The 21,966-nt window shown below is 73.6% G+C and carries 22 protein-coding genes; 13 read left to right on the forward strand and 9 right to left on the reverse strand.

Annotation, left to right across the window (positions count from 1 at the left end; all coding sequences use genetic code 11):
* Window positions 1–31 precede the first annotated feature (31 nt).
* The gene (locus P3T27_RS28140) at window positions 32–526 is read right to left on the reverse strand and encodes a hypothetical protein (RefSeq protein ID WP_280683384.1); all 495 of its coding nucleotides are present in this window, start codon (window positions 524–526) and stop codon (window positions 32–34) included.
* Between the two features lie 272 nt (window positions 527–798).
* Between P3T27_RS28140 and P3T27_RS28145 the strand changes: the two genes are divergently transcribed.
* The 3 genes from P3T27_RS28145 (at window position 799) to P3T27_RS28155 (ending at window position 2,282) form a co-directional block, all read left to right on the forward strand.
* Window positions 799–1,029 carry a hypothetical protein gene (locus tag P3T27_RS28145; RefSeq protein ID WP_280683386.1) on the forward strand — a complete coding sequence of 77 codons (231 nt, stop codon included), beginning with the start codon at window positions 799–801 and terminating at the stop codon, window positions 1,027–1,029.
* A gap of 24 nt (window positions 1,030–1,053) precedes the next feature.
* The gene (locus tag P3T27_RS28150) at window positions 1,054–1,557 is read left to right on the forward strand and encodes a hypothetical protein (protein WP_280683388.1); all 504 of its coding nucleotides are present in this window, start codon (window positions 1,054–1,056) and stop codon (window positions 1,555–1,557) included.
* 116 nt (window positions 1,558–1,673) lie between these two features.
* Window positions 1,674–2,282 carry a class I SAM-dependent methyltransferase gene (locus P3T27_RS28155; RefSeq protein WP_280683390.1) on the forward strand — a complete coding sequence of 203 codons (609 nt, stop codon included), beginning with the start codon at window positions 1,674–1,676 and terminating at the stop codon, window positions 2,280–2,282.
* A 115-nt stretch (window positions 2,283–2,397) separates the two neighbouring features.
* On the opposite strand, the gene P3T27_RS28160 is transcribed toward P3T27_RS28155, so the two are convergent.
* A complete protein-coding gene (locus P3T27_RS28160; protein ID WP_280683391.1) occupies window positions 2,398–3,075 on the reverse strand; it encodes a phosphotransferase in 678 nt (225 codons plus the stop codon).
* Between the two features lie 58 nt (window positions 3,076–3,133).
* A complete protein-coding gene (locus P3T27_RS28165; RefSeq protein WP_280683393.1) occupies window positions 3,134–3,607 on the reverse strand; it encodes a MarR family winged helix-turn-helix transcriptional regulator in 474 nt (157 codons plus the stop codon).
* 57 nt (window positions 3,608–3,664) lie between these two features.
* On the opposite strand from P3T27_RS28165, the gene P3T27_RS28170 reads away from it, so the two are divergent.
* Window positions 3,665–4,504 carry an alpha/beta fold hydrolase gene (locus P3T27_RS28170; RefSeq protein WP_280683395.1) on the forward strand — a complete coding sequence of 280 codons (840 nt, stop codon included), beginning with the start codon at window positions 3,665–3,667 and terminating at the stop codon, window positions 4,502–4,504.
* Between the two features lie 124 nt (window positions 4,505–4,628).
* On the opposite strand, the gene P3T27_RS28175 is transcribed toward P3T27_RS28170, so the two are convergent.
* From P3T27_RS28175 to P3T27_RS28190, 4 genes are all read right to left on the reverse strand, one after another.
* On the reverse strand, window positions 4,629–5,693 hold the full coding sequence (locus tag P3T27_RS28175) for an SDR family oxidoreductase (RefSeq protein ID WP_280683396.1): 1,065 nt from the start codon (window positions 5,691–5,693) through the stop codon (window positions 4,629–4,631).
* Between the two features lie 170 nt (window positions 5,694–5,863).
* Window positions 5,864–6,460, reverse strand: a complete 597-nt coding sequence (locus tag P3T27_RS28180; RefSeq protein WP_280683398.1) for a TetR/AcrR family transcriptional regulator — start codon at window positions 6,458–6,460, stop codon at window positions 5,864–5,866.
* Between the two features lie 61 nt (window positions 6,461–6,521).
* Window positions 6,522–7,175 carry a histidine phosphatase family protein gene (locus P3T27_RS28185; protein ID WP_280683400.1) on the reverse strand — a complete coding sequence of 218 codons (654 nt, stop codon included), beginning with the start codon at window positions 7,173–7,175 and terminating at the stop codon, window positions 6,522–6,524.
* Between the two features lie 120 nt (window positions 7,176–7,295).
* Window positions 7,296–8,231, reverse strand: a complete 936-nt coding sequence (locus P3T27_RS28190) for an aldo/keto reductase (protein ID WP_280683402.1) — start codon at window positions 8,229–8,231, stop codon at window positions 7,296–7,298.
* 48 nt (window positions 8,232–8,279) lie between these two features.
* Between P3T27_RS28190 and P3T27_RS28195 the strand changes: the two genes are divergently transcribed.
* From P3T27_RS28195 to P3T27_RS28215, 5 genes are all read left to right on the forward strand, one after another.
* Window positions 8,280–9,302, forward strand: a complete 1,023-nt coding sequence (locus tag P3T27_RS28195) for a DUF5937 family protein (RefSeq protein ID WP_280683404.1) — start codon at window positions 8,280–8,282, stop codon at window positions 9,300–9,302.
* Between the two features lie 63 nt (window positions 9,303–9,365).
* Window positions 9,366–9,695 carry a hypothetical protein gene (locus tag P3T27_RS28200; protein WP_280683407.1) on the forward strand — a complete coding sequence of 110 codons (330 nt, stop codon included), beginning with the start codon at window positions 9,366–9,368 and terminating at the stop codon, window positions 9,693–9,695.
* A 160-nt stretch (window positions 9,696–9,855) separates the two neighbouring features.
* A complete protein-coding gene (locus P3T27_RS28205) occupies window positions 9,856–10,572 on the forward strand; it encodes a rhomboid family intramembrane serine protease (RefSeq protein ID WP_280683409.1) in 717 nt (238 codons plus the stop codon).
* Between the two features lie 105 nt (window positions 10,573–10,677).
* On the forward strand, window positions 10,678–11,646 hold the full coding sequence (locus tag P3T27_RS28210) for a D-2-hydroxyacid dehydrogenase family protein (RefSeq protein WP_280683411.1): 969 nt from the start codon (window positions 10,678–10,680) through the stop codon (window positions 11,644–11,646).
* A 247-nt stretch (window positions 11,647–11,893) separates the two neighbouring features.
* The gene (locus tag P3T27_RS28215; protein ID WP_280683413.1) at window positions 11,894–12,721 is read left to right on the forward strand and encodes a hypothetical protein; all 828 of its coding nucleotides are present in this window, start codon (window positions 11,894–11,896) and stop codon (window positions 12,719–12,721) included.
* A gap of 7 nt (window positions 12,722–12,728) precedes the next feature.
* Here the strand turns inward: P3T27_RS28215 and P3T27_RS28220 are convergent, their stop codons facing one another.
* Window positions 12,729–14,321 (reverse strand): M4 family metallopeptidase, encoded by a 1,593-nt coding sequence (locus tag P3T27_RS28220; protein ID WP_280683415.1) that lies wholly within the window; start codon window positions 14,319–14,321, stop codon window positions 12,729–12,731.
* A gap of 418 nt (window positions 14,322–14,739) precedes the next feature.
* Between P3T27_RS28220 and P3T27_RS28225 the strand changes: the two genes are divergently transcribed.
* The 4 genes from P3T27_RS28225 (at window position 14,740) to efeU (ending at window position 19,237) form a co-directional block, all read left to right on the forward strand.
* Entirely contained in the window at window positions 14,740–15,564 is an 825-nt protein-coding gene (locus tag P3T27_RS28225; protein ID WP_280683417.1) for an ATP-binding cassette domain-containing protein, read from the forward strand.
* A 193-nt stretch (window positions 15,565–15,757) separates the two neighbouring features.
* Entirely contained in the window at window positions 15,758–16,906 is a 1,149-nt protein-coding gene (gene efeO, locus P3T27_RS28230) for an iron uptake system protein EfeO (RefSeq protein WP_280683418.1), read from the forward strand.
* Window positions 16,907–17,013: 107 nt separating this feature from the next.
* Window positions 17,014–18,354 (forward strand): iron uptake transporter deferrochelatase/peroxidase subunit, encoded by a 1,341-nt coding sequence (gene efeB, locus P3T27_RS28235; RefSeq protein ID WP_280683420.1) that lies wholly within the window; start codon window positions 17,014–17,016, stop codon window positions 18,352–18,354.
* A 49-nt stretch (window positions 18,355–18,403) separates the two neighbouring features.
* Window positions 18,404–19,237 (forward strand): iron uptake transporter permease EfeU, encoded by an 834-nt coding sequence (gene efeU, locus P3T27_RS28240; protein ID WP_280683422.1) that lies wholly within the window; start codon window positions 18,404–18,406, stop codon window positions 19,235–19,237.
* A 175-nt stretch (window positions 19,238–19,412) separates the two neighbouring features.
* Here the strand turns inward: efeU and P3T27_RS28245 are convergent.
* Window positions 19,413–21,966 (reverse strand): FtsX-like permease family protein (locus P3T27_RS28245; RefSeq protein WP_280683424.1); only part of this gene is annotated, 2,554 nt, incomplete at its 5' end.

Here is a 21,966-nt window from a genome sequence, read left to right on the forward strand (position 1 = left end):
GGGTGGCGGAGCGGCGGCCGGGGCGGCCGTCTCAGCCGTAGATGCTGCGGCAAAGTCGGGCCTGCTCCGAGCCCGCGGGCCAGCGGCCGATGCGTTCGGCCTGGTCGCAGATGCCGCCCGGGCCGAGGCTCGCGCCGGGCGCCTGGGCAGCTGGGGCGGCGCCGGGCGTGGCCGGGGCGGGGGTGCCCCGGGTCGACGGGGTGGGGTGCGGGGTGCGGCCGGGCTTCGCGCGCGGGGTCGCCGCGTGCTGCGCGTCGGCCGACTCGTCCTCGCCCGGCGCGGTGGCCGGTGCGGCCGGGGCCGGTCCGGCGCCCTCCGGAGTGGGGGGCGGCAGCGGGGACGGCGCGGGAGTGGTGGCCGGCGGGGAGAACGCGGGCCGTCCCGCCGGGTCGGCGGGCGAGTCGGAGGCGGAGGGCGAGGTGTGCGGCAGCGTCACCACGTCCAGCTCGTCACCCGTCCCCGGCCCGTACGTCGCCAGGACCGCGGCGAGTGCGGCGACCGTCCCGACGGCTGCGGCGGCCCACACCTTCCGGGACCGCCGTCGGACCGGTGCCGGCGCCGGAGCAGGGGCCGGCGGGTGACCGGCCGGTACCGGGGGCGGCTGCCACGCGTCCTGCGGCCACTGCCATCGTCCTCCGGTGGGCTGCCCAGTCATGTTCCCGTCCTTCCAGCGCCGAACCCCCGCCGAACCCCCGCCGTACCTTTACCTGTGCTCAACGAGCGCGCCGACTCCGGGACATGACCCGGAAGAGGGTTCTGGACGGGCGCCGATTGCCACCGCGCCACATGCTTGGGGGCATGGAGACCAACAGCACGTCCAAGCCCCTGGTCGAGGTGGCCGACTTCCGGACCGACAGCCGCTACCGCCTGGTCCACTTCGAGGGTCACGGCTGGGAGCCGCTCGCCCCCGAGGAGTTCGAGCCCCGGATCCACCAGCTCTTTCCCGACCTCGACCCGCGCGATCCGATCCGCGTCCATTGGGCCGACCGCCCCTGGGAGTGGCCCGCCTGGCACCCCGGTGAGGCGTGAGTCGCCGTTCGTTACGCTGTCCGGGTGAGTGTGGATCATTTCTGGTGCCGCCTGCCCGGTCCGGCCGTCGACACCTGCTCGCCGAAGGAACTCGGCGAGCTCGTGCCCGACCGGCAGGACGTCCGGTACGACCAGCTGGCCGCCGCCGGCCTCCTGCTCGGCGTGCGGAGCACCGCCCGGCTGATGGAACTCGCGCTCACCGAGAACGGCCTGCACCCCGACCCGGCCGCGCGGCTGCCCGTGTACGGCGGCGAGCGCCGCGAGCCCGACGCCGCGCAGACCGGCCCGCTGGTGCTGCGCCCCGAGCAGGTCGCGGCCGCCTTCACCTTCCTGCGCGACTCGGCGCTCGGTGAACTCGTGCGCCAGCAGGACACCGTGCTGGCCCGTACGGTCGCGCACCTCGGGTACCCGACGCCGTGGTCCGAGTCCTGGGCGGCGCGGGTGGTCGCCGACCTGCGGGAGCTGCGCGACTTCTTTGGCGATGCGGCCGCGGCCGGTGACGCGGTGGTCGTCCGGGAGGCGGAGTGAACGCGGGGGCGGAGGGGCTGCGCGGGGTGGAAGGGCTGCGGGGCATGGAGGGGCTGCGGAGCATGGAAGGGTTGCGGAGCATGGAAGGGTTGCGCGGGGTGGAAGGGGCGGACGGGTTGAACGGGCTTTCGAGCACGGCCGGTTACCGTGAGGCGGCGGAGGAGCTCGCCGTCCAGTACGAGAGCGTGACGTTCGCCGAGGTCCACGGGGACCTGCTGCACTGCTACCCCGGGCCGCCCGCCGCCGTCCTCGACGTGGGCGCCGGCACCGGGCGGGACGCGGCCGCCCTCGCGGCCCTCGGCCACCCGGTCGTGGCCGCCGAGCCGACCGCCGAACTCCGTGCCGTCGGCGAGCGGTTGCACGCCGGCTCCGGCGTGCGGTGGGTCGCCGACGCACTGCCCGGGCTGCCACAGCTGAGCGCCGGGGCCGAACGCTTCGACCTCGTCCTGGTGACGGCGGTCTGGATGCATCTCGCCCCCGCCGAACGGCCGTTGGCGATGGACGCCATCGGCCGACTGCTCGCTCCGGGCGGCCGCCTCGCCCTGACACTGCGCCACGGCCCCGTCCCGCCGGGCCGCCGGATGTTCGACATCCGGCCCGAGGAGACCGTCGCGCTCGCCGCCGCCCGGGGCCTGCACCTGCTCCACCGCACCGAGCGCGCCGACCTCCACGGCCGCGCCGACGTCCGCTGGACGGGCCTGGTCTTCGAGCGCGCTCCGTGCTGATCGGCGGAGCAGGTCGAGCAGATCGAGTGGTTGTCGGTGGTGGACCGGCCGGTGATCACGGTCCTGCGCCACTCCCGTGGCGGCCCGCGCCGACAAGCGGGGCGCAGGGCGTCGACTACCGGTCGTCCGACCACCCGGCGGTGGTCCGGGCCCGCTCCTCCCACTGCCGCACGCCCGGGCCGCTCGGATCCCGGCGGCGGCAGAAATCCTCCAGCCAAGCGCATGTGGCGAGCATGGAGCGGCGGCGCTCCGGCCAGGGCGGGACCGGTCGGTCGTAGGCGCGGAACAGGTGGTCGAGGGCGTCCAGGTGGCCGGGGTGGTGCATGCGTACGATCCACTCGCACCAGGCGAGGTCCTCCACCGGGTCGCCGAGGTGGGCGAACTCCCAGTCCAGGACGGCCGTGATCTCGAAGGTGACCGGGTCGAGCAGGAGGTTGTTGGGGCCGAAGTCGCCGTGCACCAGCACCGCACCGGCCGTGGCCGGTCCGTTGGCGAGCACGCCCGGGTCGAGCTCCTGCAGTCGGCGCAGGACCCGTCCGCAGGTGGCGAGCACCTGGGGCCCGTGCCCGGCGTCCAGCAAGTCCTGGGCGGGTACCCCGGGTAGGTGCCCGAGGGTGAGTTCATCCCCCTGCGCGGCGAGCACCGGCGGCACCGGCAGCACGCCCTGAAGGTGTGCCAGCAGTTGCCGCTCGCGCGCCAGCCGGGCCTCCCGGCCCGGTCCGTGGTAGCGCTTCACCACGACACTGCCGTCGCCCGTGGTGTGGTTGGTGTAGCCGTGCCGCATGGGATGCATACGCTGATCATCGTTGAGCCGGGGCGGGTGGAGCCAGCGAATACCCGGCGCGCTCGGGTCAGTTCACGTCGACGTGGTCGAAGAGTTCGAGCATCTGCGTGAGGACGTGCACGCAGGCGGTCAGGTCGGCGTCGGTCAGGTCGCCGCCGACCTGGCGGAGCAGATCGTGCTCGCGGTCGGTCGCCGCGGTGACGGCGGCCCGGCCGTGGTCGGTCAGCCGGATCAGCGAGGACCGCTGGTGGGCGGGGTTCGGGGTGATCTCGACCAGCTCCAGGGCCGCCGCGTCGTTGACCATGCGCTGGACGAACTGTCGGCTCAGCGCCTGGGCGCGGCCCATCTGCGGGACGGTCATCGGCCCGTGCTCCACGAGCAGGAGCAGCACGGCGCGCACACCGACGGACAGCCCCTCGATGGGCGCCGCCAGCTCCACCTTGCGGAGCACGCGCCGGTAGAGCGGGCCGACCAGGTCGAACACCTCCATCAGCCGGCGGGCGAGGACGTCGGGCGGGAGCGGGGCGTCAGTATCGGTCACCCGCCCATCATGACACCTTGGTTGCCAATTCCCGAAGAGGATGGCAACTTGGTTGTCATGACTGACACCTCTGACGTCTGTTCATTCGAATTCGACGACGGTCGCGGCCACCTGGTCCACCGTGACGCCGGGTCCGGGCAGCCGCTGGTCCTGCTGCACGGTGGCCTCCTGGACCACCGCATGTGGGACGACCAGATCGCCGACCTCGCCCGGGACTACCGGGTGATCGCGCCGGACGCCCGGGGCCACGGCGGGTCCTCCAACGCGACCGGGCCGTTCCGGCACACCGACGACCTCGCCGCCCTGCTGCGCCACCTCGACACCGGCCCCGCGCTCGTCGTCGGGCTGTCGATGGGTGGTGCCGTCGCCGTCGACACCGCGCTCGAACACCCGGACCTGGTCCGCGCGTTGGTCATCAGCGGGGTCGGCACCAGCGAGCCGGTGTTCCAGGACCCGTGGATCGGCGAGATCCGGGACGAGGAGATGCGCGCGCTGGCCGCGGGCGACATCGAGGGCTGGATCGCGGCGTTCACCCGGCTCTCGACCGGCCCGAACCGCACGCTCGACGAGGTCGACCCGGACGTCGTGCACAGGCTGCGGGAGATGACCCGGCGGACCATCACCAAGCACACCCCCGACGAACCCGATCACCAGGTGCCCGTCACCGACACCTGGGAGCGGGCGGCGAAGATCACGGTCCCGGTGCTGGCCATCAACGGCGGCCTCGACTCGGCGGACCACATCGGCGCGGCCGAACGGCTGGTGGGCATCGTCGCCGACGGTCGGGCGACGACGGTCGAGGGCACCGGGCACTACCCCAACATGGAACGGCCGGAGGTCTTCAACGGGATCCTCGGGGACTTTCTCCGGACCGTGTCGGCCGCCCGGACGGACTGACCTGGCGTCAATTCGGAGCGGGCCCGGCGGCCGTGGGCGGCAGCCTCCCCGTCCGCCGGGCGGCTCCTCGCCGCCCGGGGGCGGCACGCGGGAAGTCGGCCCGCTCGACGTCCTGTGCGGGGGCTCACCGGGGCGGGGCACCGAAGTCCTCGGCGACCAGCCGGGCGGCCCAGTGCCGGAGGGCCGGGATGAGGGGCGGGTGGGTGAGACCGGCGGCGGTGGTGAGGCGGTCGGCGGAGGCGGTGTCGTAACGGTCCTCGGAGAGGAACGTGAGGGTCTCCGGGTCGGCGCCGGTGAGGGCGCGGGGGAGCCGGCGGACCAGGCCGACGGGGACCAGGCCGCGGGGCGGGCGAACGCCGAGGTGGGCGGCGAGCAGGGCGATCAGGTCGGGGAGGACCGGGGTGGCCGGGTCCAGAACGCTGTGAGCCTGGACGGGTGCCCGGTCGTGCTCGGGGACGGCGGCGAGGAACCGGGCCAGGTGGTCGACGGTGACGACGGGCAGGAAGGTGCGGCGGGTGCCCGGCAGCAGGGGGAGGCGGCCGCGGTGGAGTTGGCGGACGAGCTGGGCCAGGCCGAGGTACTGGCCGGCCTCGCCGGTCCGCGAGTGGCCGATCACGCTGCTGGGGTTGACGGTGGTGAGCGGGACCCCGAGGCGGGGTGCGGTGACGCGGACGGCGGCGTCGCCGAGCTGCTTGGACGCCTCGTACGCGCCGAGGCGCGCGTAGAGGGCTGTGGTGGCGCGGGGGTCGAGCGGGTACTGCGGCTGCGGGTCGCGGCCGACGCGGTAGCCGGAGAGGTGCACCAGGCGGCGCAGCCGGGGCCGGGTGGCGGACCACCGCAGGGCGTGCAGGGCGCCGTGGACGTTGGCGGGTTCGGCCTGGGCGGGGGTGAGGCCGAACCGGTAGCGGGCGGCGAGGTTGTGGACGTCGCGGACCTCGGCGAGCCGGGCGTCGTCCTCGGGGGAGAGACCGAGGCCGGGGCGGGTGAGGTCGGCGGCGACGGTGGTGAGCGCGGTGTCGTCGGCCCCGTGGGCGCGCAGCCAGTGGCGGAGGTCGGTGCCTCGACCGGTGCCGCGGACGGCGGCGGCCACGGGCTCGCCGCGGGTGAGGAGTTCGAGGACGAGCCAGCGGCCGAGGAAGCCGGTGGCGCCGAGGACGAGGGTGCTGGGCGGTGGCGCGAGGGGCGGCATGCGGCGCTCCTGAATCTGTAGACCGGTCTGTATATTTTTTGGGCGCGAGGACGCCCCTGGGAGTGCGGGGAGAGGGCTGAGCCGCGCACCGGACGGTGGCGGCCCCACCTCGTCAGGGCCCGCGCGGTGCGACGGCCTACGCGGTGCGACGGCCTACGCGGTGCGACGGCCTACGCGGTGCGGGCGGCGGCCGGCTGCGTGCCCAGCAGGTGGCGGACGGCGTGCTGGGCGTGGTCCAGCGGCTCGCGGCTGCGCCGGACCGACGCGAGCAGGACCGCGCCCTCCATCAGGGCGAGCGCCTGTCCGGCGGCCGTCGCGGCCTCGGCCGGCCGGAAGCCCTCGGTCTCCAGCCGGCCGGCCAGCACGCGCTGCCAGCTCTCGTACACTTCCGCGCAGACGGCGCGCAGCGGCTCGTTGGTGCCGGCCACCTCCAGGGCGACGGTCGCGATCGGGCAGCCCTTGGTGTAGTCGGACCGCGCCAGCCGCTCGGCGAACACCTCGGTGAGCCGCTCGGTGAGTGCTCCGCTGTCAGCGCCCTCGGCGGCCAGCGAGGCGAGCAGGTCCCCGACCTCCTGGCCGGCCTGGGTGAGGGCGGCGGCGACCAACTGGTCCTTGCCCTCGGGGAAGTGGAAGTAGAGCGAGCCGCGCGGTGCGCCGGCCTCGGCCACGATCTGGTTGAGGCCGGTCCCGAAGTAGCCCTGTGCCTCGATCAGCGTCCGGGTGCCGGCGATCAGCCGGGCCCGGGTCTCCTCACCCTTGACTCCCATGCGGAAAACAATAGACCGGTCTGCATATTCCTGTCGACGGGACGTAGCGTCAGCGTCGTCCTCAGCACCGCAGCTCGGGCGAGAAGCCGGTCCAGCGCAGTTCGTCGGGCAGGTGACGCATGTCGTTGTGGAGCAGCACGGCCGACGGCCGACCGGGCGCGTAGCGGATGACGGTCAGCGCCGCGTTGCCGGAGTTCAGGCCGAGCCAGCGCCAGGGCGGGGCGTCCAGCGCGTGCCGGACCAGCCAGCCGATCAGGAAGGCGTGCGTGACGACCAGTTCGTGCCGGTCCGCGCCGCCCGGCACCGGCCCGGTGAACCGCCGGACGGCCCGACGCGCCAGCTCTGGGCCGCGGGTGCGTTCCTCCGCCGTGGGCTGCGCGAGGAAGTCCAGCAGGAAGTCGGCGCTGTCGGCGGGCAGTTCAGGCCGCGACGGGACGTACGGGAGGTAGTCGCCGGCCTCCTCGCGGACCGTCGGGCTCACGCGGTCCAGCTGCCCACTGGCTGCCCGCCCGGCGGTCAGTTGCTCGGCGATCAGCCGCGCGCTCTGCGCGGCCCGGGGCAGCGGCCCGTGGTGCACCGCCGAGATCGGGCGGTCCGCCAGCCGCCGTCCGAGCAGGACGGCCTGCCAGCGCCCGTCGGCCGTGAGCCCGCTGCCGTCGGGGGCGGCCTCGCCGTGGCGGGTCAGGTAGAGGTAGCGGGTGGCGGACTCGGCCATGCTCCGGGACTCCTTCGTTCGGGTCTTCGGGCCCACGTGCGCTCGGGCGCCCCCGTGCTCGCGGTGGCGATCACGGGCTCCTCCCGGAGCGACGCCGTCGCGGCCCGGCCCGGTTCCGGATCAGCCCGCGTGGGCCTCGTCCAGCTGCGCCAGCTCCTCCGGTGCGAGGTGCAGCGCCCCGGCGGCGATGTTGTCCTCCAGGTGCGCCAGGTCGCCGGTGCCGGGGATGGCCAGGACGTGCGGGCCCCGGTGCAGGGTCCAGGCCAGCCGGACCTGGGCCGGGCTGACCCCGCGCGCCTGCGCCACCGCCCGTACCTGGGCGGGCTCGGTCTCGCCCGTGCCGGACTCCCGCCCGGCCCCGGCGATCGCGTAGAACGGGACGAAGGCGATGCCCTGTTCGCCGCAGAGCCGCAGGAGGGCGTCCTGCTCCGGCGAGGCGCCGATGCCGTACGGGTTCTGCACGCAGCGGACGGGTGCGATGGCCTGCGCCTCGGCGAGCTGGTGCGGGTGGATGTTGGAGACGCCGAGCTCGCGGATCAGCCCGGCCTGGCGCAACTCGGCCAGGGCACCGAAGCGTTCGGCGATCGAGTCGGTGCCGACGATCCGCAGGTTCACCAGGTCGAGGTGATCGCGGCCGAGTTGGCGCAGGTTCTCCTCGACCTGGCCGCGCAGCTGCTCCGGGGTGCGGGCATGCTCCACCCACGCGCCGTCGAGCCCCCGGCCGGGGCCGACCTTGGTGGCGATCACCAGGTCGTAGGCGTACGGCGCGAGTGCCCGGTTGATCAGCTCGTTGGCGGAGCGCAGCGGGGAGAAGTAGAAGGCGGCGGTGTCGATGTGGTTGACGCCCAGCTCGACGGCGCGCCGCAGGACGCGGACGGCCTGCTCGCGGTCGCGCGGCACGGCGTGCGGGACGAGCGCCCGGCCGGTCTGCGGCAGGCGCATCGCGCCGAAGCCGATCCGGTGGACGGCGCGGTCACCGAGCGTCCAACTGCCGGAGGCGGCGGCGGTGACGGGGGAGGCGGCGGGTTCGGACGGGGCGGTGGTGTGGGAGGTCATGCCCGTCATGATCGCCACTGCACTACCCTGACCGCCAACGATTCGGACATGTGTGAATCCACGGGGGCGGAGTTGGCGGCGGAGCTGCTGTTCACGGCGGGCGACCTGGCGCGGATGCGCTTCGCGGTCTCGCCGATGTGGGAGGTGGGCCCGAGCCTGCGCCTGCTGCATTCGGGGCTCGCGCACGCCGTCCACCAGCCCTGGGTGGAACAGGTCCGGCCCCGGCTGGCCGCCGCCGGGCCGGCCCACGGCTGGCTGGCCGAACTCGTCCCGCCCGCCGGCTACGTGCCCGACTTCGTCAACCCCGCCCCGGCCGGGCCCGCGCCCACCCTGGCGGGCGAACTGGCCGCGATCCGGGCCACCCCGGCCGAGCGGGTGCGCCGCGACCTCGACCGGATGCGGGACGGCCAGGGCCGGCTCGGCCCCCGGCTGCGCGCCCTGTACGCCGACCCGGCGGCCGGCCTGGCCCGGCTCACCGAGGCGATCGAGGCGTACTGGGATCTCGCGCTCGCGCCGTACTGGGCGCGGATCCGCGCCGTCCTGGACGCGGACGTGCTGCACCGGGCCCGTCAGGTCGCCGAGCACGGCGCGGCCCGGGCCCTGAACGACCTGCACGCCGAACTGTGCTGGACGGAGGACACCCTGCGGCTGCGCCGCCGGTCCCGCCCGCTGTCGCGCCGGACGGCGGGGGCGGGCCTGCTGCTGATCCCGTCCGCCTTCACCGGCCCGGCGCTGTTCAGCCGGCTCGCCCCGCCGGACCCGCCGCAACTCGCCTACCCCGCCCGGGGGATCGGTACCCTGTGGGCCGCCGGCGCCGCCCCGGCCACCGGCACGGCCGCGCTCGCCGCGGTCCTCGGCCGCTCCCGGACCCTGCTGCTGACCGAGCTCGCAGCCCCGGCCTCCACCACCGAACTCGCCCACCGCACCGGGCTGTCGCCCTCGGCCGTCTCCCAGTACCTGACGGCGCTGCGGGACGCCCGGCTGGTCAGCGCCCACCGCGCCGGGCGCTCGGTGCTCTACGCCCGGACGGCCTCGGCGGAGGCCCTGCTGGCGCCGCTGATGCGGGCCTGACCGCCCACGGGGGTGCCCACGCGGCCTGGCTGCAGTCGGGCGCCGCTCGGTAGGCTGCCCGGCATGGACTGGGAGGGCATCGTCGAGGAGCCGCAGGGCTCGCTCACCGCGCTCGACGGTCGTCTCCTGCTCGACCCGGACACCCGGATCGCCACCGTGGACGGCCGCGAGGTCCACCTCACCCGCCAGGACGCCCGGGTGCTGCGCGCCCTGATCGAGCTGGGTGAGGGGGTGCACGACCCGCTGGACATCATCGAGCGGGTCTGGGGCTGCTGGCCGGACCCGCGCGAGTTGCGGGTGCCGATGGCCGTCCTGACCTTCAAGCTCGGCGAGCCGTCGTGGATCGAACGGACCGAGGACGGCTACGGCCTGCGCGCCCCGGAGCGCCCGTAGGGCTTGTCCGGCGGCGGTTCCCGCCGTCATGCCGCGGCAGTGACGACTGTCACGCCTGGTTCATGATCGTCCGCACTGGCGCGGGATCCGGCCGGATCGGGATGATGAGCCAGGTCAACGGGGCGGGTCGCCCCGGGCGTGTTCGAACGGGGGATCGGCGATGTCGCCGCATGAGATCGGGTTGTACGCGAGCGCGGCCGCCGTGGTCGGCTCGGGGCTGCGGTTGCTGGTGCTGGCCGTCGGACCGGCCGGCGGCTCCGCAGCCGCCGGCCGGCCGGGGGAGGTGCTGGCCGTCGTCCGCGCCGCCCTGGCACGGCGGCCCTGGGTCACGGTCACGCTGTTCGCCGTGATGGCGGTGCTGGCCGTCCTGCAGTACGCGGTGCCCGCCGTGGTCGACGATCTGATGCGGCAGCCGGGTGCGCTGTCCGACGGGCAGTGGTGGCGGGCCGGTACCGCGCTGCTGGTGCAGTCCTCGGGCCTCGGGCAGATCGCGATGAACCTGCCGGCGCTGCTCGTGGTCGGTGCCGTCGCCGAGGCGGTCCTCGGGTGGTGGCGGACCCTGGCGGTCTTCCTCGTCAGCGGTGTCCTCGCGCATGTGGTGAGCCTGGCCGGCTGGTCGCCGCGCGGTGGCGGCGACTCCGTGGCGGTCTGCGGTCTGCTCGGCGCCCTGGCCGTCACCTGCCTGCTGCGCGGGGACCTCCGAGGCCCCGCATTCAAGGCCAACTGGTTCGTGCTGCTCGTCCCGGCGGCCGCGCTGGTGCTGTGCGCGATGGAGAACAACCACGGCGCCGGCCTGCTGGCGGGCTGTCTGCTCGGCCTGGCCGTCGCCCCGGGGACCTTCGGGACGGCGGGCCGCTCGCAGCCCGTCACGCCCTGACCGTTCCGCTGCCACGGCCCGGACCGCTGGTCCCGGTGTCATCGCCATACCCGCTGCTCTTCCCCCGGGTGCCGTGCACCGAGGGGGGACTGCGAGAGTGCGGGTATGACACTTCGGACACTTCGCTGCGCCGTCCTCGACGACTTCCAGGGCGTCGCCACCAGCGTCGTCGACTGGTCCCCGGTCGCCGACCGGGTGGCGGTGACGGCCTTCCGTGAGCACCTCGGCTCGGAGGACGAACTCGCCGCCGCGCTGGTCGACTTCGACATCGTGGTGACCCTGCGCGAGCGGGTGCCGTTCCCGGCCTCGGTGTTCGCCCGGCTGCCGAGGCTCCGGCTGCTGATCGCCTCCGGCATGCGGAACTCGGTGATCGACTACGCGGCCGCCGAGGCGCACGGCGTGACCGTCTGCGGGACGGCCAGCTCCTCCACCCCGCCGGTCGAGCTGACCTGGGCGCTGCTGCTCGGCCTGGCCCGCGGCATCGTGCCGGAGAGCACGGCGGTGCGCGAGGGCGGCCCCTGGCAGAGCACCGTCGGCGCCGATCTGCACGGCCGGGTGCTCGGGCTGCTGGGGCTGGGGAAGATCGGCAGCCTGGTCGCCCGGGTCGGACTGGCCTTCGGCATGGACGTGGTGGCCTGGAGCCGGAACCTCACGGACGAGCGGGCCGCCGAGGTCGGCGTGCGTCGGGCGGCCACCAAGGAGGAACTGCTGAGCGGCAGCGACTTCGTCTCGATCCACCTCGCGCTGGGCGAGCGCACCCGGGGGCTGCTCGGCCCGGCCGAACTCGCCCTGATGAAGCCCGAGGCCTACCTGGTGAACACCTCCCGGGCGGCGATCGTCGACCAGGACGCGTTGCTGGCCGCGCTCACCGAAGGCCGGATCGCGGGCGCGGCCGTGGACGTCTTCGACGTCGAGCCGCTGCCCGCCGACCACCCGCTGCGCACCGCGCCCCGGCTGCTGGCCACCCCGCACCTGGGGTACGTGTCGCGGGACAACTACCGCCGCTACTACGGCGAGGCGGTGGAGGACATCGCGGCCTTCCTGGCCGGCGAGCCGATCCGCCGGCTGGGCTGACACCCGTGGCGGTGTCCGCCCGCCGCGCGTGCCCCGGCCGCATACTGGCCGCGTGACGAGCACAGACGGTGGACGGGGTACGGGTCGGCGCGGTGTGCTGAGGGCGGGTGCGGCCGCGCTCCTGCTGGGCGCGGCGGGTTGTGCGGGCGGCGCCGGGAAGCCGGTGGCGTCGGCGAGTTCGGGCACCCGGCAGCCCACGACGGGGACGTCCGGGCAGACGCCACCGGCGACGCCAGCGGCATCCCCCTTGCCGCAGCCCCCGCTCTGGCAGCCCGGCCCGTCCGAGGTGCAGCCCGACGTCAAGCGCCGCGCCGTCGAGCTGGTCGCTGCGCTCGGCGCCTGGCCGCCCGCCGGGCAGGGCGCGGAGGCGGCCCGGGCCAGGGTGGCGGCGCTCGGCCTGCCGCCCGCGCTGGCGGACCAGGCCGGGCCGCTGACCCCGGCGGTGTTCGAGGCGAGCCTGGAGGTGATCGACGCCCAGTACGGCGGGATCCTCGCGGACTCGGCGAGCGTGCTGGTGGTCTGCCGGCAGTGGACCCGCGGGTCCGACGGCTCGATCGCGGAGGGCGGCACGACGGTGGACGTCCGGCTGAGCCGGGCCGAGCCGCGCTGGACCGTCACCGGCCTGAACCCGGGAGACCCGGGGCCGGCCACCGCCACGCCCTCCCCGGGGGTGGCGCAGGTGCTGGCCCAGCCGAGGATCGAGCTGCCGCCCGAGGCGGCCGCCGACCTGCGCAGCGGCACCGTGCACGACAGCGTGGTGCAGGCGATGCTCCGGCTGGCCGGCCCGTACACGCTCTCGGTGAGCGTGGTGCGGACCGGCCATCCGTTGGACGTCTTCGGCACGACCCGGCCCAGCGACCATCCGCGGGGCCGGGCCTTCGACGTCTGGCGGATCGACGGCCGGGCGGTGGTGGACCCGGCGACGCCCCGGCAGTTGGTCGAGTCCTTCATGCGGGACGCGGCCGCCGCCGGTTCGTACAACGTGGGCGGTCCGGTGGCGATCCCGGGCGTCGGCAGTCAGTTCTTCACCGACGACACCCACCACGACCACGTCCACGTCGGGTTCACCGCCTGACGGTGCGTCAGTTGACGTTGACGCCGCTCCAGGCCGCCGCGACGGCCTTGTACTCGGTGCTGTTGAGGCCGTAGAGGTCCTTGGCGGCACTGAGGGAAGCGGTGCGGGCGCCCTTGTAGTTCGTGGTGGAGGTCATGTAGACGGTCAGCGCGCGGTACCAGATCTTGGCGATCTTCTGGTTGCCGATGCCGGTCACCGTGGAGTTGTTGCAGGTGGGGCTGTTGTAGGTGAAGCCGTTGATGGTCTTGCTGCCGCTGCCCTCGCTGGCCAGGTAGAACCAGTGGTTGCCGACGCCCGAGGAGTTGTGCACGTCGAGCTTGCCGACCGAGCTGCTCCAGCAGTCCGCCGACCGGCCGTCCAGGGAGGGCTTGTCGAAGCGGCGCAGCCACGGCGGGGTGGACTGGTCGCTGAAGAGGTAGTCGCCGGTGTCGACCGGGTTGTTGGCGTACCACTCGACCATGGTGCCGAAGATGTCGCTGGTGGACTCGTTGAGGCCGCCGGACTCGCCGCTGTAGCGCAGGTTGGCGGTGGCGCTGGTGACGCCGTGGGTCATCTCGTGGCCCATGGTGTCGAGGTCGACCTGCTCCGGGTCGGTGCTGCCGTCGCCGTCGCCGGTCATCATGCAGAAGCAGCTGTCCGACCACTGGGCGTTGTCCCAGTTGGTGCCGACGTGGACGAAGACGGTGGCGCCCTTGCCGTCGTTCTTGATGCCGTTCCGGCCGAAGGTGTTCTTGTAGTAGTCGAACGTCCAGGCGGTGTTGGCGTGGGCGTCGACGGCGGCGGTGGAGCGGTCGGTGGAGAACTTCTTCCCGTCGCCCCAGACGTTGGTGGTGCTGGTGAACGGGGTGCCGGAGGTCGCCTTGAGCGCGCTCGCCGCGACGTTGTTGGCGTCCTTGGTGACGTGGCCGCGGACCGGGTCCTTGAGGGTGTAGCCGCCGCTCTGGGCGGTGGTGTCGATCGTGATGTCGCCGGTGTACTCGGAGTGGCCGGTGCCGGCGGCCTGGTGCTCGGCGTCGTAGGTCTCGATCTGCTCGCCGGTGGTGGCGTCCGTGACGACCACCTTGCCGGCCGGCTGGCCGTGCTCGCCGCTGCCCTCGACGGTCGTCCGCCAGGCGAGCCGGGGCGTGCCGTCGGCGGCCCAGACGACCAGCTCGGGCGTGCTGGTGGCGTCCTGGACGCCCGGCGCGGCCGCGATCGCGTTGGCGGCGCCGGCCTGCGCGGGCACCTTCGGGACGGTGGACGTGACGGCGGCGTCGTGGGCGGCCGCGCGGGAGGAGTCCTTGAGCCGGCCGCGGGCGTCCTGGTGGACGACCAGGTCGCCGCCGACCACCGGGAGGCCCTGGTAGGTGCGGTCGAAGCGGACGTGCTGGGTGCCGTCGGCGTCGAGGACGACGTCCTTGACCACGAGGTCCTGGCCGGCGCCGAAGCCGAACACCCCGGCGTTGCGGGTGACGTTGGCGCGGGCCTGGGCTATCGCGGCCTCGCGCGTGCCGGTGGCGGCGGAGGCCGTACCGGTGGGGACGACGACGCTGACGAGCGCGGCGACGACCGCGATGGCTCCGACCGCGAGGGGGCGGCGGGAGGAGGAGGTGGGGCTCACTCTGACTCCAGTCGGGGTAGCTGCAGGGAAAAGAGCTGGGACTGAGATTGATGGCGATCAGTCAGGTGGAGCTAGAGGAAAGGTCATATCTTTGCCAAGTTGTGTCCTGCTCAAATCAAAAGTGATCAGAAGCTGGCAACCCGTCACGCTCCGACGCTTCCCCGCCGGTTTCCCCGTCCGCTTCCCCGCCCGCTTCCCCGTCCGTCGGCCTCGGTTCTCCCCTCGACCCCGTCGACGCCTCCGATCATCTCCTCAACTCCCGCCGCACAGCAGGGTTCTGGGCCGTCCACTCCTCGGACGGCCCGGCCCGGTGCGGAGCGGTGGTTGTACTCTGCACGCGGACGGTCGGCGCCGGCCCGTCCGGTACGGCGCCACGCCCTGTACCCTGCCCGGCGCCGCATTCCGGAGGTCCGCCCCCATGAGCTCGTCCGTCCCGTCCTTCGACGGCCCGCTGCTGCGCACCCAGGACGTCGACGTCGTGCGCGACGGCCGCCACCTGCTGCGCGGGATCACCCTCGCCATCGAGCCGGGCGAGCACTGGGCGCTGCTCGGGCCCAACGGGGCGGGCAAGTCCACCCTGCTCGCCCTGCTGGGCGCGGTCTCCCACCCCACCCGGGGCGAGGTGGACGTGCTCGGCCGCCGGCTCGGCCGGGTGGACATCCGCGAGCTGCGCGCCCATCTCGGGCACGTCAACCCCCGGCACCCGCTGCGCTCGCCGCTGACGGTGCGCGAGGTGGTGCTGACGGGGCACGCCAACACCATCGAGCCGGAGCTGCACCGCAAGCCCGGCCCCGAGGTGCTGGATCGGGCCGAGCAGCTGATCGAGACGCTCGGCATGACCGCGATCGCCGAGTCCCCGTGGACCACCCTGTCGCAGGGCGAGCGCGGCCGGGCCCTGATCGCCCGCGCGCTGATGCCGAGCCCCCGGCTGCTGCTGCTCGACGAGCCCGCGACCGGGCTGGACCTGACGGCCCGCGAGCTGCTGCTGGACAGCCTGGACCTGCTGCGCCACCAGCATCCGGAGCTGGCCAGCGTGCTGGTCACCCACCACCTGGAGGAGCTGCCGGAGAGCACCACCCACGCCCTGCTGCTGCGGGACGGCCAGTGCGTGGCGGCCGGACCGGTGGCCGAGGTGATGACCACCGAGCTGATCAGCCTGACCTTCGGCCACCCGATCCGGATCAGCCGCCACGAGGGCCGGTGGACGGCCCGCGCGGCCGCCCGCCGGGCGCCCGGGCGCTGACGGGCCCCGATCGGGCCGGCGGTTTCCAGGGGCCGCTGCGGGCGGGCGGTTCGCTTCCGGTTGGGGGGCGGGTGTAGACGTAAATAACTTTTTACGTAAGGTATGCCTTAGCTAAGGCGGGGTCGTCGTTCGTCGCCCCACCGGCGCTCAGCCCTGCCCCGGCACCCCCATGCCCTTTTCCGTTGGAGCCCGCATGTCCGCCCGCCGCCGTTCCACCGCAGCCGCGCTGCTCACCCTCGCCGTGGCGACCGCCACCCTGGCCGGCTGTGCGGAGAAGAAGGACGACAAGGCGGGCGGCTCGGACGCGGTCAAGATCAACGCCACCGACACCGCCTGCGAGGTCTCCAAGACCAGCTTCCCGGCCGGCCACGTCGTCCTGGACATCGGCAACAAGGGCTCGAAGACCACCGAGGTCTACGTCTACGCCGCCGGCGACAAGATCGTCACCGAGCGCGAGAACATCGGCCCCGGCACCAAGGCCACCATCAACGCCGAGATCAAGGCCGGCTCGTACGAGATCGCCTGCAAGCCCGGCATGGTCGGCGACGGCATCCGTCAGAAGATCACCGTGACCGGCGAGGGCGGCAGCTCCGCCGCCGCCGACCCGCGCCTGGCCGCCGCCGTCGACGCGTACCGCACGTACGCCCAGCAGCAGGCCGACGCCACCATCCCGGCCGTCGAGGCCTTCGCCGCCGCGATCAAGGCCGGCGACGTGGAGAAGGCCAAGTCGCTGTACGCGCCGTCGCGCACCGGCTGGGAGCGCACCGAGCCGGTCGCCGAGAGCTTCGGCGACGTCGACCCCAAGACCGACACCCGCGAGGACAAGCTGGAGGCCGGCCAGCAGTGGACCGGCTGGCACAAGCTGGAGAAGTCGCTCTGGGCCGACGCCAAGATCGGTGACGACGAGAAGAAGCTCGCCGACCAGCTGGTCAACGACCTCAAGGACTGGCAGAAGAAGATCCCCGAGGCCGAGATCACCGCGACCAGCATGGCCAACGGCGCCAAGGAACTGCTGGACGAGGTCGCCACCAACAAGATCACCGGCGAGGAGGACCGTTACAGCCACACCGACCTGGCCGACTTCCAGGCCAACGTCGAGGGTGCGCAGAAGGCCTACGAGCTGCTGAAGCCGGTCGCCGCCGAGAAGGACCCGGAGCTGGCCAAGACGCTGGACTCCGAGTTCGCCGCCATCCAGGCCCTGCTCGCCAAGTACAAGCAGGCCGACGGCACCTACACCTCGTACGACAAGGTCACCGAGGCCGAGCGCAAGACCTTCTCCGACGCCGTCAACTCGCTGGGCGAGCCGCTGTCGAAGCTGGCCGCCGCCGTCGTCGTCAAGTAGCGCCCCAGGTTCCACCCCGAGCACCATCCCCACCCCACCGACGCCGTGGCGGCCCGAAGCGGCCGCCACGGCATCGGCGAGTCAGCACAGAGAAGGATCCGCCGCCGATGGACGCCGAGAACGCCCAGGCCGTCGAGAACGCCCAGGCCGTCGACACCGCGCAACAGCCCAGGACGCCGAGTGCGTCCGGGGGCGCCGTCAGCCGACGGGCCGTGATCGGCTGGGCCGGCGCGGGCGTCGCGCTCGGCGCCGCCGCCGTCGGCTCGGTCGCCGCGGCCACCCGGCAGGACGACGCCGACCCGGCACCGGCCGCCCAGACCGGCGCGGACGTGCCCTTCTACGGCGAGAACCAGTCCGGCATAGCCACCCCGGTCCAGGACCGCCTGCACTTCGCCGCCTTCGACGTCTCCGAGAAGGCCACCCGCGAGTCGCTGGTCAAGATGCTCAAGGAGTGGACCAAGGCCGCCGCCGCGATGACCGGCGGCCGCGAGGTCGGCACCGGCGCCGCCAACGGCCTGCCCGAGGCGCCGCCGGACGACACCGGCGAGGCCCTCGGCCTGCCCGCCTCCCGGCTCACGCTCACCATCGGCTTCGGCCCCACCCTGTTCGAGAAGGCCGGACCGGACGGTCAGCCCGTCGACCGCTTCGGCCTCCGGACCAAGCGACCCGAGGCCCTGATCGACCTGCCGACCTTCAAGGGCGACAAGCTCGACCCGCTGCGCAGCGGCGGCGACATCTGCGTCCAGGCCTGCGCCGACGACCCGCAGGTCGCCGTGCACGCGATCCGCAACCTGGCCCGGATCGGCATGGGCACCGTCAACATCCGCTGGTCCCAGCTCGGCTTCGGCAAGACCTCCTCCACCACCCCGGACGCCCAGACCCCGCGCAACCTGATGGGTTTCAAGGACGGCACCCACAACATCGCGGGCACCGACGCCGCCGGGCTGGCCGAGCACGTCTGGGCCGCCCCCGGCGACGGCCCCGAGTGGATGACCGGCGGTTCCTACCTGGTCGCCCGGCGGATCCGGATGCACGTCGAGACCTGGGACCGCGCCTCGCTCAAGGACCAGGAGGACACCTTCGGCCGCACCAAGGGCGAGGGCGCCCCGTACGGCAAGGCCAAGGAGCACGACGCGCCGGACCTCAAGGCGATGCCCGCCGACTCGCACGTCGCCCTGGCCCACCCGGACGCCAACAACGGCCTGATGATCCTGCGCCGCGGCTTCTCCTTCACCGACGGCACCGACGGCCTCGGCCGCCTGGACGCCGGCCTGTTCTTCCTCGCCTACCAGCGGGACACCCGCAAGGCCTTCGTGCCGCTCCAGCAGCGGCTCGCGGCCAGCGACAAGCTCAACGAGTACATCCAGCACGTCGGCTCCGCCCACTTCGCCTGTCCGGCGGGCGTCCGCAAGCCGGGGGAGTGGTGGGGCCAGGCCCTGTTCGGCTGACGCCCCGACCGCTTTCCCCCCGTACCACCTCGACCCCCCAGGAGCCCGCGTGTTCGGCAACTACCTGATCGGCCTGCGCGAAGGCCTCGAAGCCAGCCTGGTCGTCTGCATCCTGATCGCCTATCTGGTCAAGACCGGCCGCACGGACAAGCTGCCGCCGGTCTGGATCGGCGTCGCCTCGGCCGTCGTACTCAGCATGGCCTTCGGCGCCGTGCTCCAGTTCGGCTCCTCGCAGCTCACCTTCGAGGCCCAGGAGGCGCTGGGCGGCTCGCTGTCGATCATCTCGGTCGGGCTGGTCACCTGGATGGTGTTCTGGATGCGCCGTACCGCCCGGCACCTGAAGACCGAGCTGCACGGCAAGCTGGACGCGGCCATCGCCATGGGCACCACGGCCCTGGTGGTCACCGCCTTCCTGGCGGTCGGCCGCGAGGGCCTGGAGACCGCGCTGTTCATCTGGTCGGCGGTGCAGGCCACGAACGACGGCTACAACCCGCTGATCGGCGCCGCGCTCGGCCTGCTCACCTCGGTGGTGCTCGGCTGGCTGTTCTACCGCGGCGCGTTGAAGATCAACCTGGCCAAGTTCTTCACCTGGACCGGCGCGATGCTGGTGGTCGTCGCGGCCGGCGTGCTCGCCTACGGCGTGCACGACCTGCAGGAGGCCGGCTGGCTGCCCGGGCTGCACAGCGTGGCCTTCGACATCAGCAGCACCATCCCCAAGGACAGCTGGTACGGCACCCTGCTCAAGGGCGTGTTCAACTTCCAGCCGGACCCGACCGTGCTGCAGCTGGTGGTCTGGCTGCTCTACCTGCTGCCGACCCTCGCCGTCTTCTTCGGCCTGCTCGGCCGCAAGGTGAAGCCCCTCGCGCCCAAGCCGGCCGCCTGACCGGCCCGTTCGCCCTCCGCACCGCCCCGCCCGGCACCCGCCGGACGGGGCGGTGTCGTAGGCGGACGCATCCTTGTACGCACCACCGACGGTCCGTCCCGCAGTGGGACCGGACACGCGCGGGGCCCCGGACGATCGCCGATCGTCCGGGGCCCCAGGCGTATTCCGGGTGGGACTACTCGCTCTTGATCGCGCCCAGGATGTCCATCCGGGCGGCCCGGTGGGCCGGCCAGAGGGCGGCCAGCAGGCCGATCACCGCGGCCGCGACCAGGAAGCCGACGATCTGCAGCGGCGGCACCACGGTGGTCATGTTCTTGAACGAGTCCGCGATCGCGTGGTTGCCCGCCCAGGCCACCAGGACCCCGAGCCCGACCCCGACCACGCCGCCGAACAGCGCGATCAGCAGCGACTCCAGCCGGACCATCCGGCGGATGCCGACCCGGTCCAGGCCGATCGCCCGCAGCATGCCGATCTCCCGGCGCCGCTCGAACACCGACATCGCCATGGTGTTGACCACACCGAGCACCGCGACCACCACGGACATGCCGAGCAGCCCGTACATGACGTTCAGGACGTCGGTGACCATCCGGCGGGTCTCCGCCTTGATGTCCTTCTCGCCCTTGACCGCGATCAGCGGGTTACCGCCGGTCGCGTCGCGCAGCGCCTGCTTCAGCTTCTCGTCCGCGCCGTTGGCGCCCTTCACCAGGATCTTCTGCAGGCCGGAGCCGGGCAGCGCGTGCGGGCCGACCACGGTGTCCGGGGCGACGATGCCCGCCAGCGCGGTGTTGGCCTCCAGCACGGCGCCGATGGTGAGCGAGCCCTTGGTGCCGTCCGGGTAGGTGACGGCGAGGGTGTCGCCGACCTTGTAGCCGTTGCGCTCGGCGGTGCCCGAACTCACCATCAGCCGGCCCTGCCTGAGGGCGTCCGCGGAACCGTCCTTGACCTTGACGGTGGCCAGCTGGTCGATGGCCGCGGCGTCGACCGCCGTCAGCCACTCGTTGTCGGAGCCGTCCGCGCCGGTCGTCACCGGTACGCTGCGCATCACGCTCATCGCGCTGACACCGGGTGCCTTGGCGATCTGGCCGGCGACCTCGGGGGAGAGCATCGAGAAGTTCTGCATGGCGACCGTGTAGTCGGCCTTGAGGTCGCTCGTGGTCGCCTCCTCGACGGCCTTGTTCACCGAGGCGCCGACCACGGTCAGCGCGGTGATCAGGGTGACGCCGATGGTCAGCGCCGAGGCGGTGGCCGCCGTCCGGCGCGGGTTGCGGATCGCGTTCTCCTGGGCCAGCTTGCCGGGCGTGCCGTACAGCCGGCGCAGCAGCGGGGCGAACAGGGCGATCAGCGGCCGGGACAGCAGCGGGGTGAGCACGAACACGCCGATCATCAGTGCGCCCGCGCCGAGGCCGACCAGCTTGGCCTCCTTGCCGCCCGCACCCGCCGCCAGCGCGCCCGCGCCGGCCAGGCCGAACAGCAGGCCGATCGTGTTGCGGACCAGCAGGCTCTTCTGGGTGGCGGGCTGCTCGGTGGAGCTCATCGCGGCCACCGGGGCGATCCGGGAGGCCTTGCGGGCGGGCAGCCAGGCGGCCAGCACCGTCACCAGCACGCCGACCAGGAGCGAGGCGATGATCGTGGAGGGGCTGATCACCAGCGGGCCGTCCGGCAGGTTGGCGTCCATCGGGCCGTTCAACAGGGACTGCAGCCCGGCCGCGATGCCGATGCCGGCGAGCAGCCCGGCCACCGAGGCGGTCAGGCCGAGCAGCAGAGCCTCGATCAGCACCGAGCGGGTGATCTGCTTGCGGCTGGCGCCGACGGCGCGCAGCAGGGCGAGTTCCTTGGTGCGCTGGGCGACCAGCATGGTGAAGGTGTTGGCGATGATGAAGATCCCGACGAACAGCGCGATCGCGGCGAAGCCCAGCAGCACCGTGCTCATGACCTTGGTGCCCTCGGCGATCATCCGGTCCTGCTCGTCGGCGAGCTCGCGGCCGGTCCTGGCCTCGATGTCACCGCCCTGCGGGAGGGCCTGCCGGACGGCGGCGAGCAGGGCGGTGTCGTCGGCGCCCGGCTTGCCCTTGACGTCCAGCTCGGCGAAGCGGCCCGGGCTCAGGTAGAGCTGCTGGGCGGTGGCGGTGTCGAAGGCCGCGAGCGAACCGCCGGAGATCACGCGCGGGTCGTTGGCGTGCAGGGTACCGGTGAGCTTGAGCTCCATCACCGGGCCGTTGACGGCCACCCGGACGGTGTCGCCGACCCGGTAGCCGCCCTTCTCGGCGGTCTTGGCGTCCAGCGCCACCTCGCCCGAGGTCCGCGGGCCGCGCCCCTCGACCAGCGGGTAGCGTGCGTCGGTGCCGTCGGCGCCCGGTACGTAGTTGGTGCCGGTGGTGGAGAAGCCGTCGCCGATCAGCGCGCCCTTCCGGTCGGCGATGCCGGCGAAGCCGCTGACCACGCCGCGCGCCTCGGCGGCGCCGGGCAGCGCCGCGACCGCCTTGCGGGTCTCCTCGGTCAGGGCCGGGCCGGAGGCGGTCCTGCCGCCGTGGTCGTAGCCCCGGCTGACGGCGTTGCGGTCGCTGACCGTGACGGCGATGTCGGTGTAGCTCTTGGAGTTCTGGGACCTGAGCGCGTTGCCGAAGGTGTCGGTGTAGACCATGGTCCCGGCGACGAAGGCGGTGCCGAGCATGACGGCGAGTGCCGTCATCAGCAGTCGGCCCTTGTGGGCCAGCACGTTGCGCAGTGCG

Origin of the sequence: Kitasatospora sp. MAA19, from assembly GCF_029894125.1 — a bacterium.
Lineage (GTDB): Bacteria > Actinomycetota > Actinomycetes > Streptomycetales > Streptomycetaceae > Kitasatospora.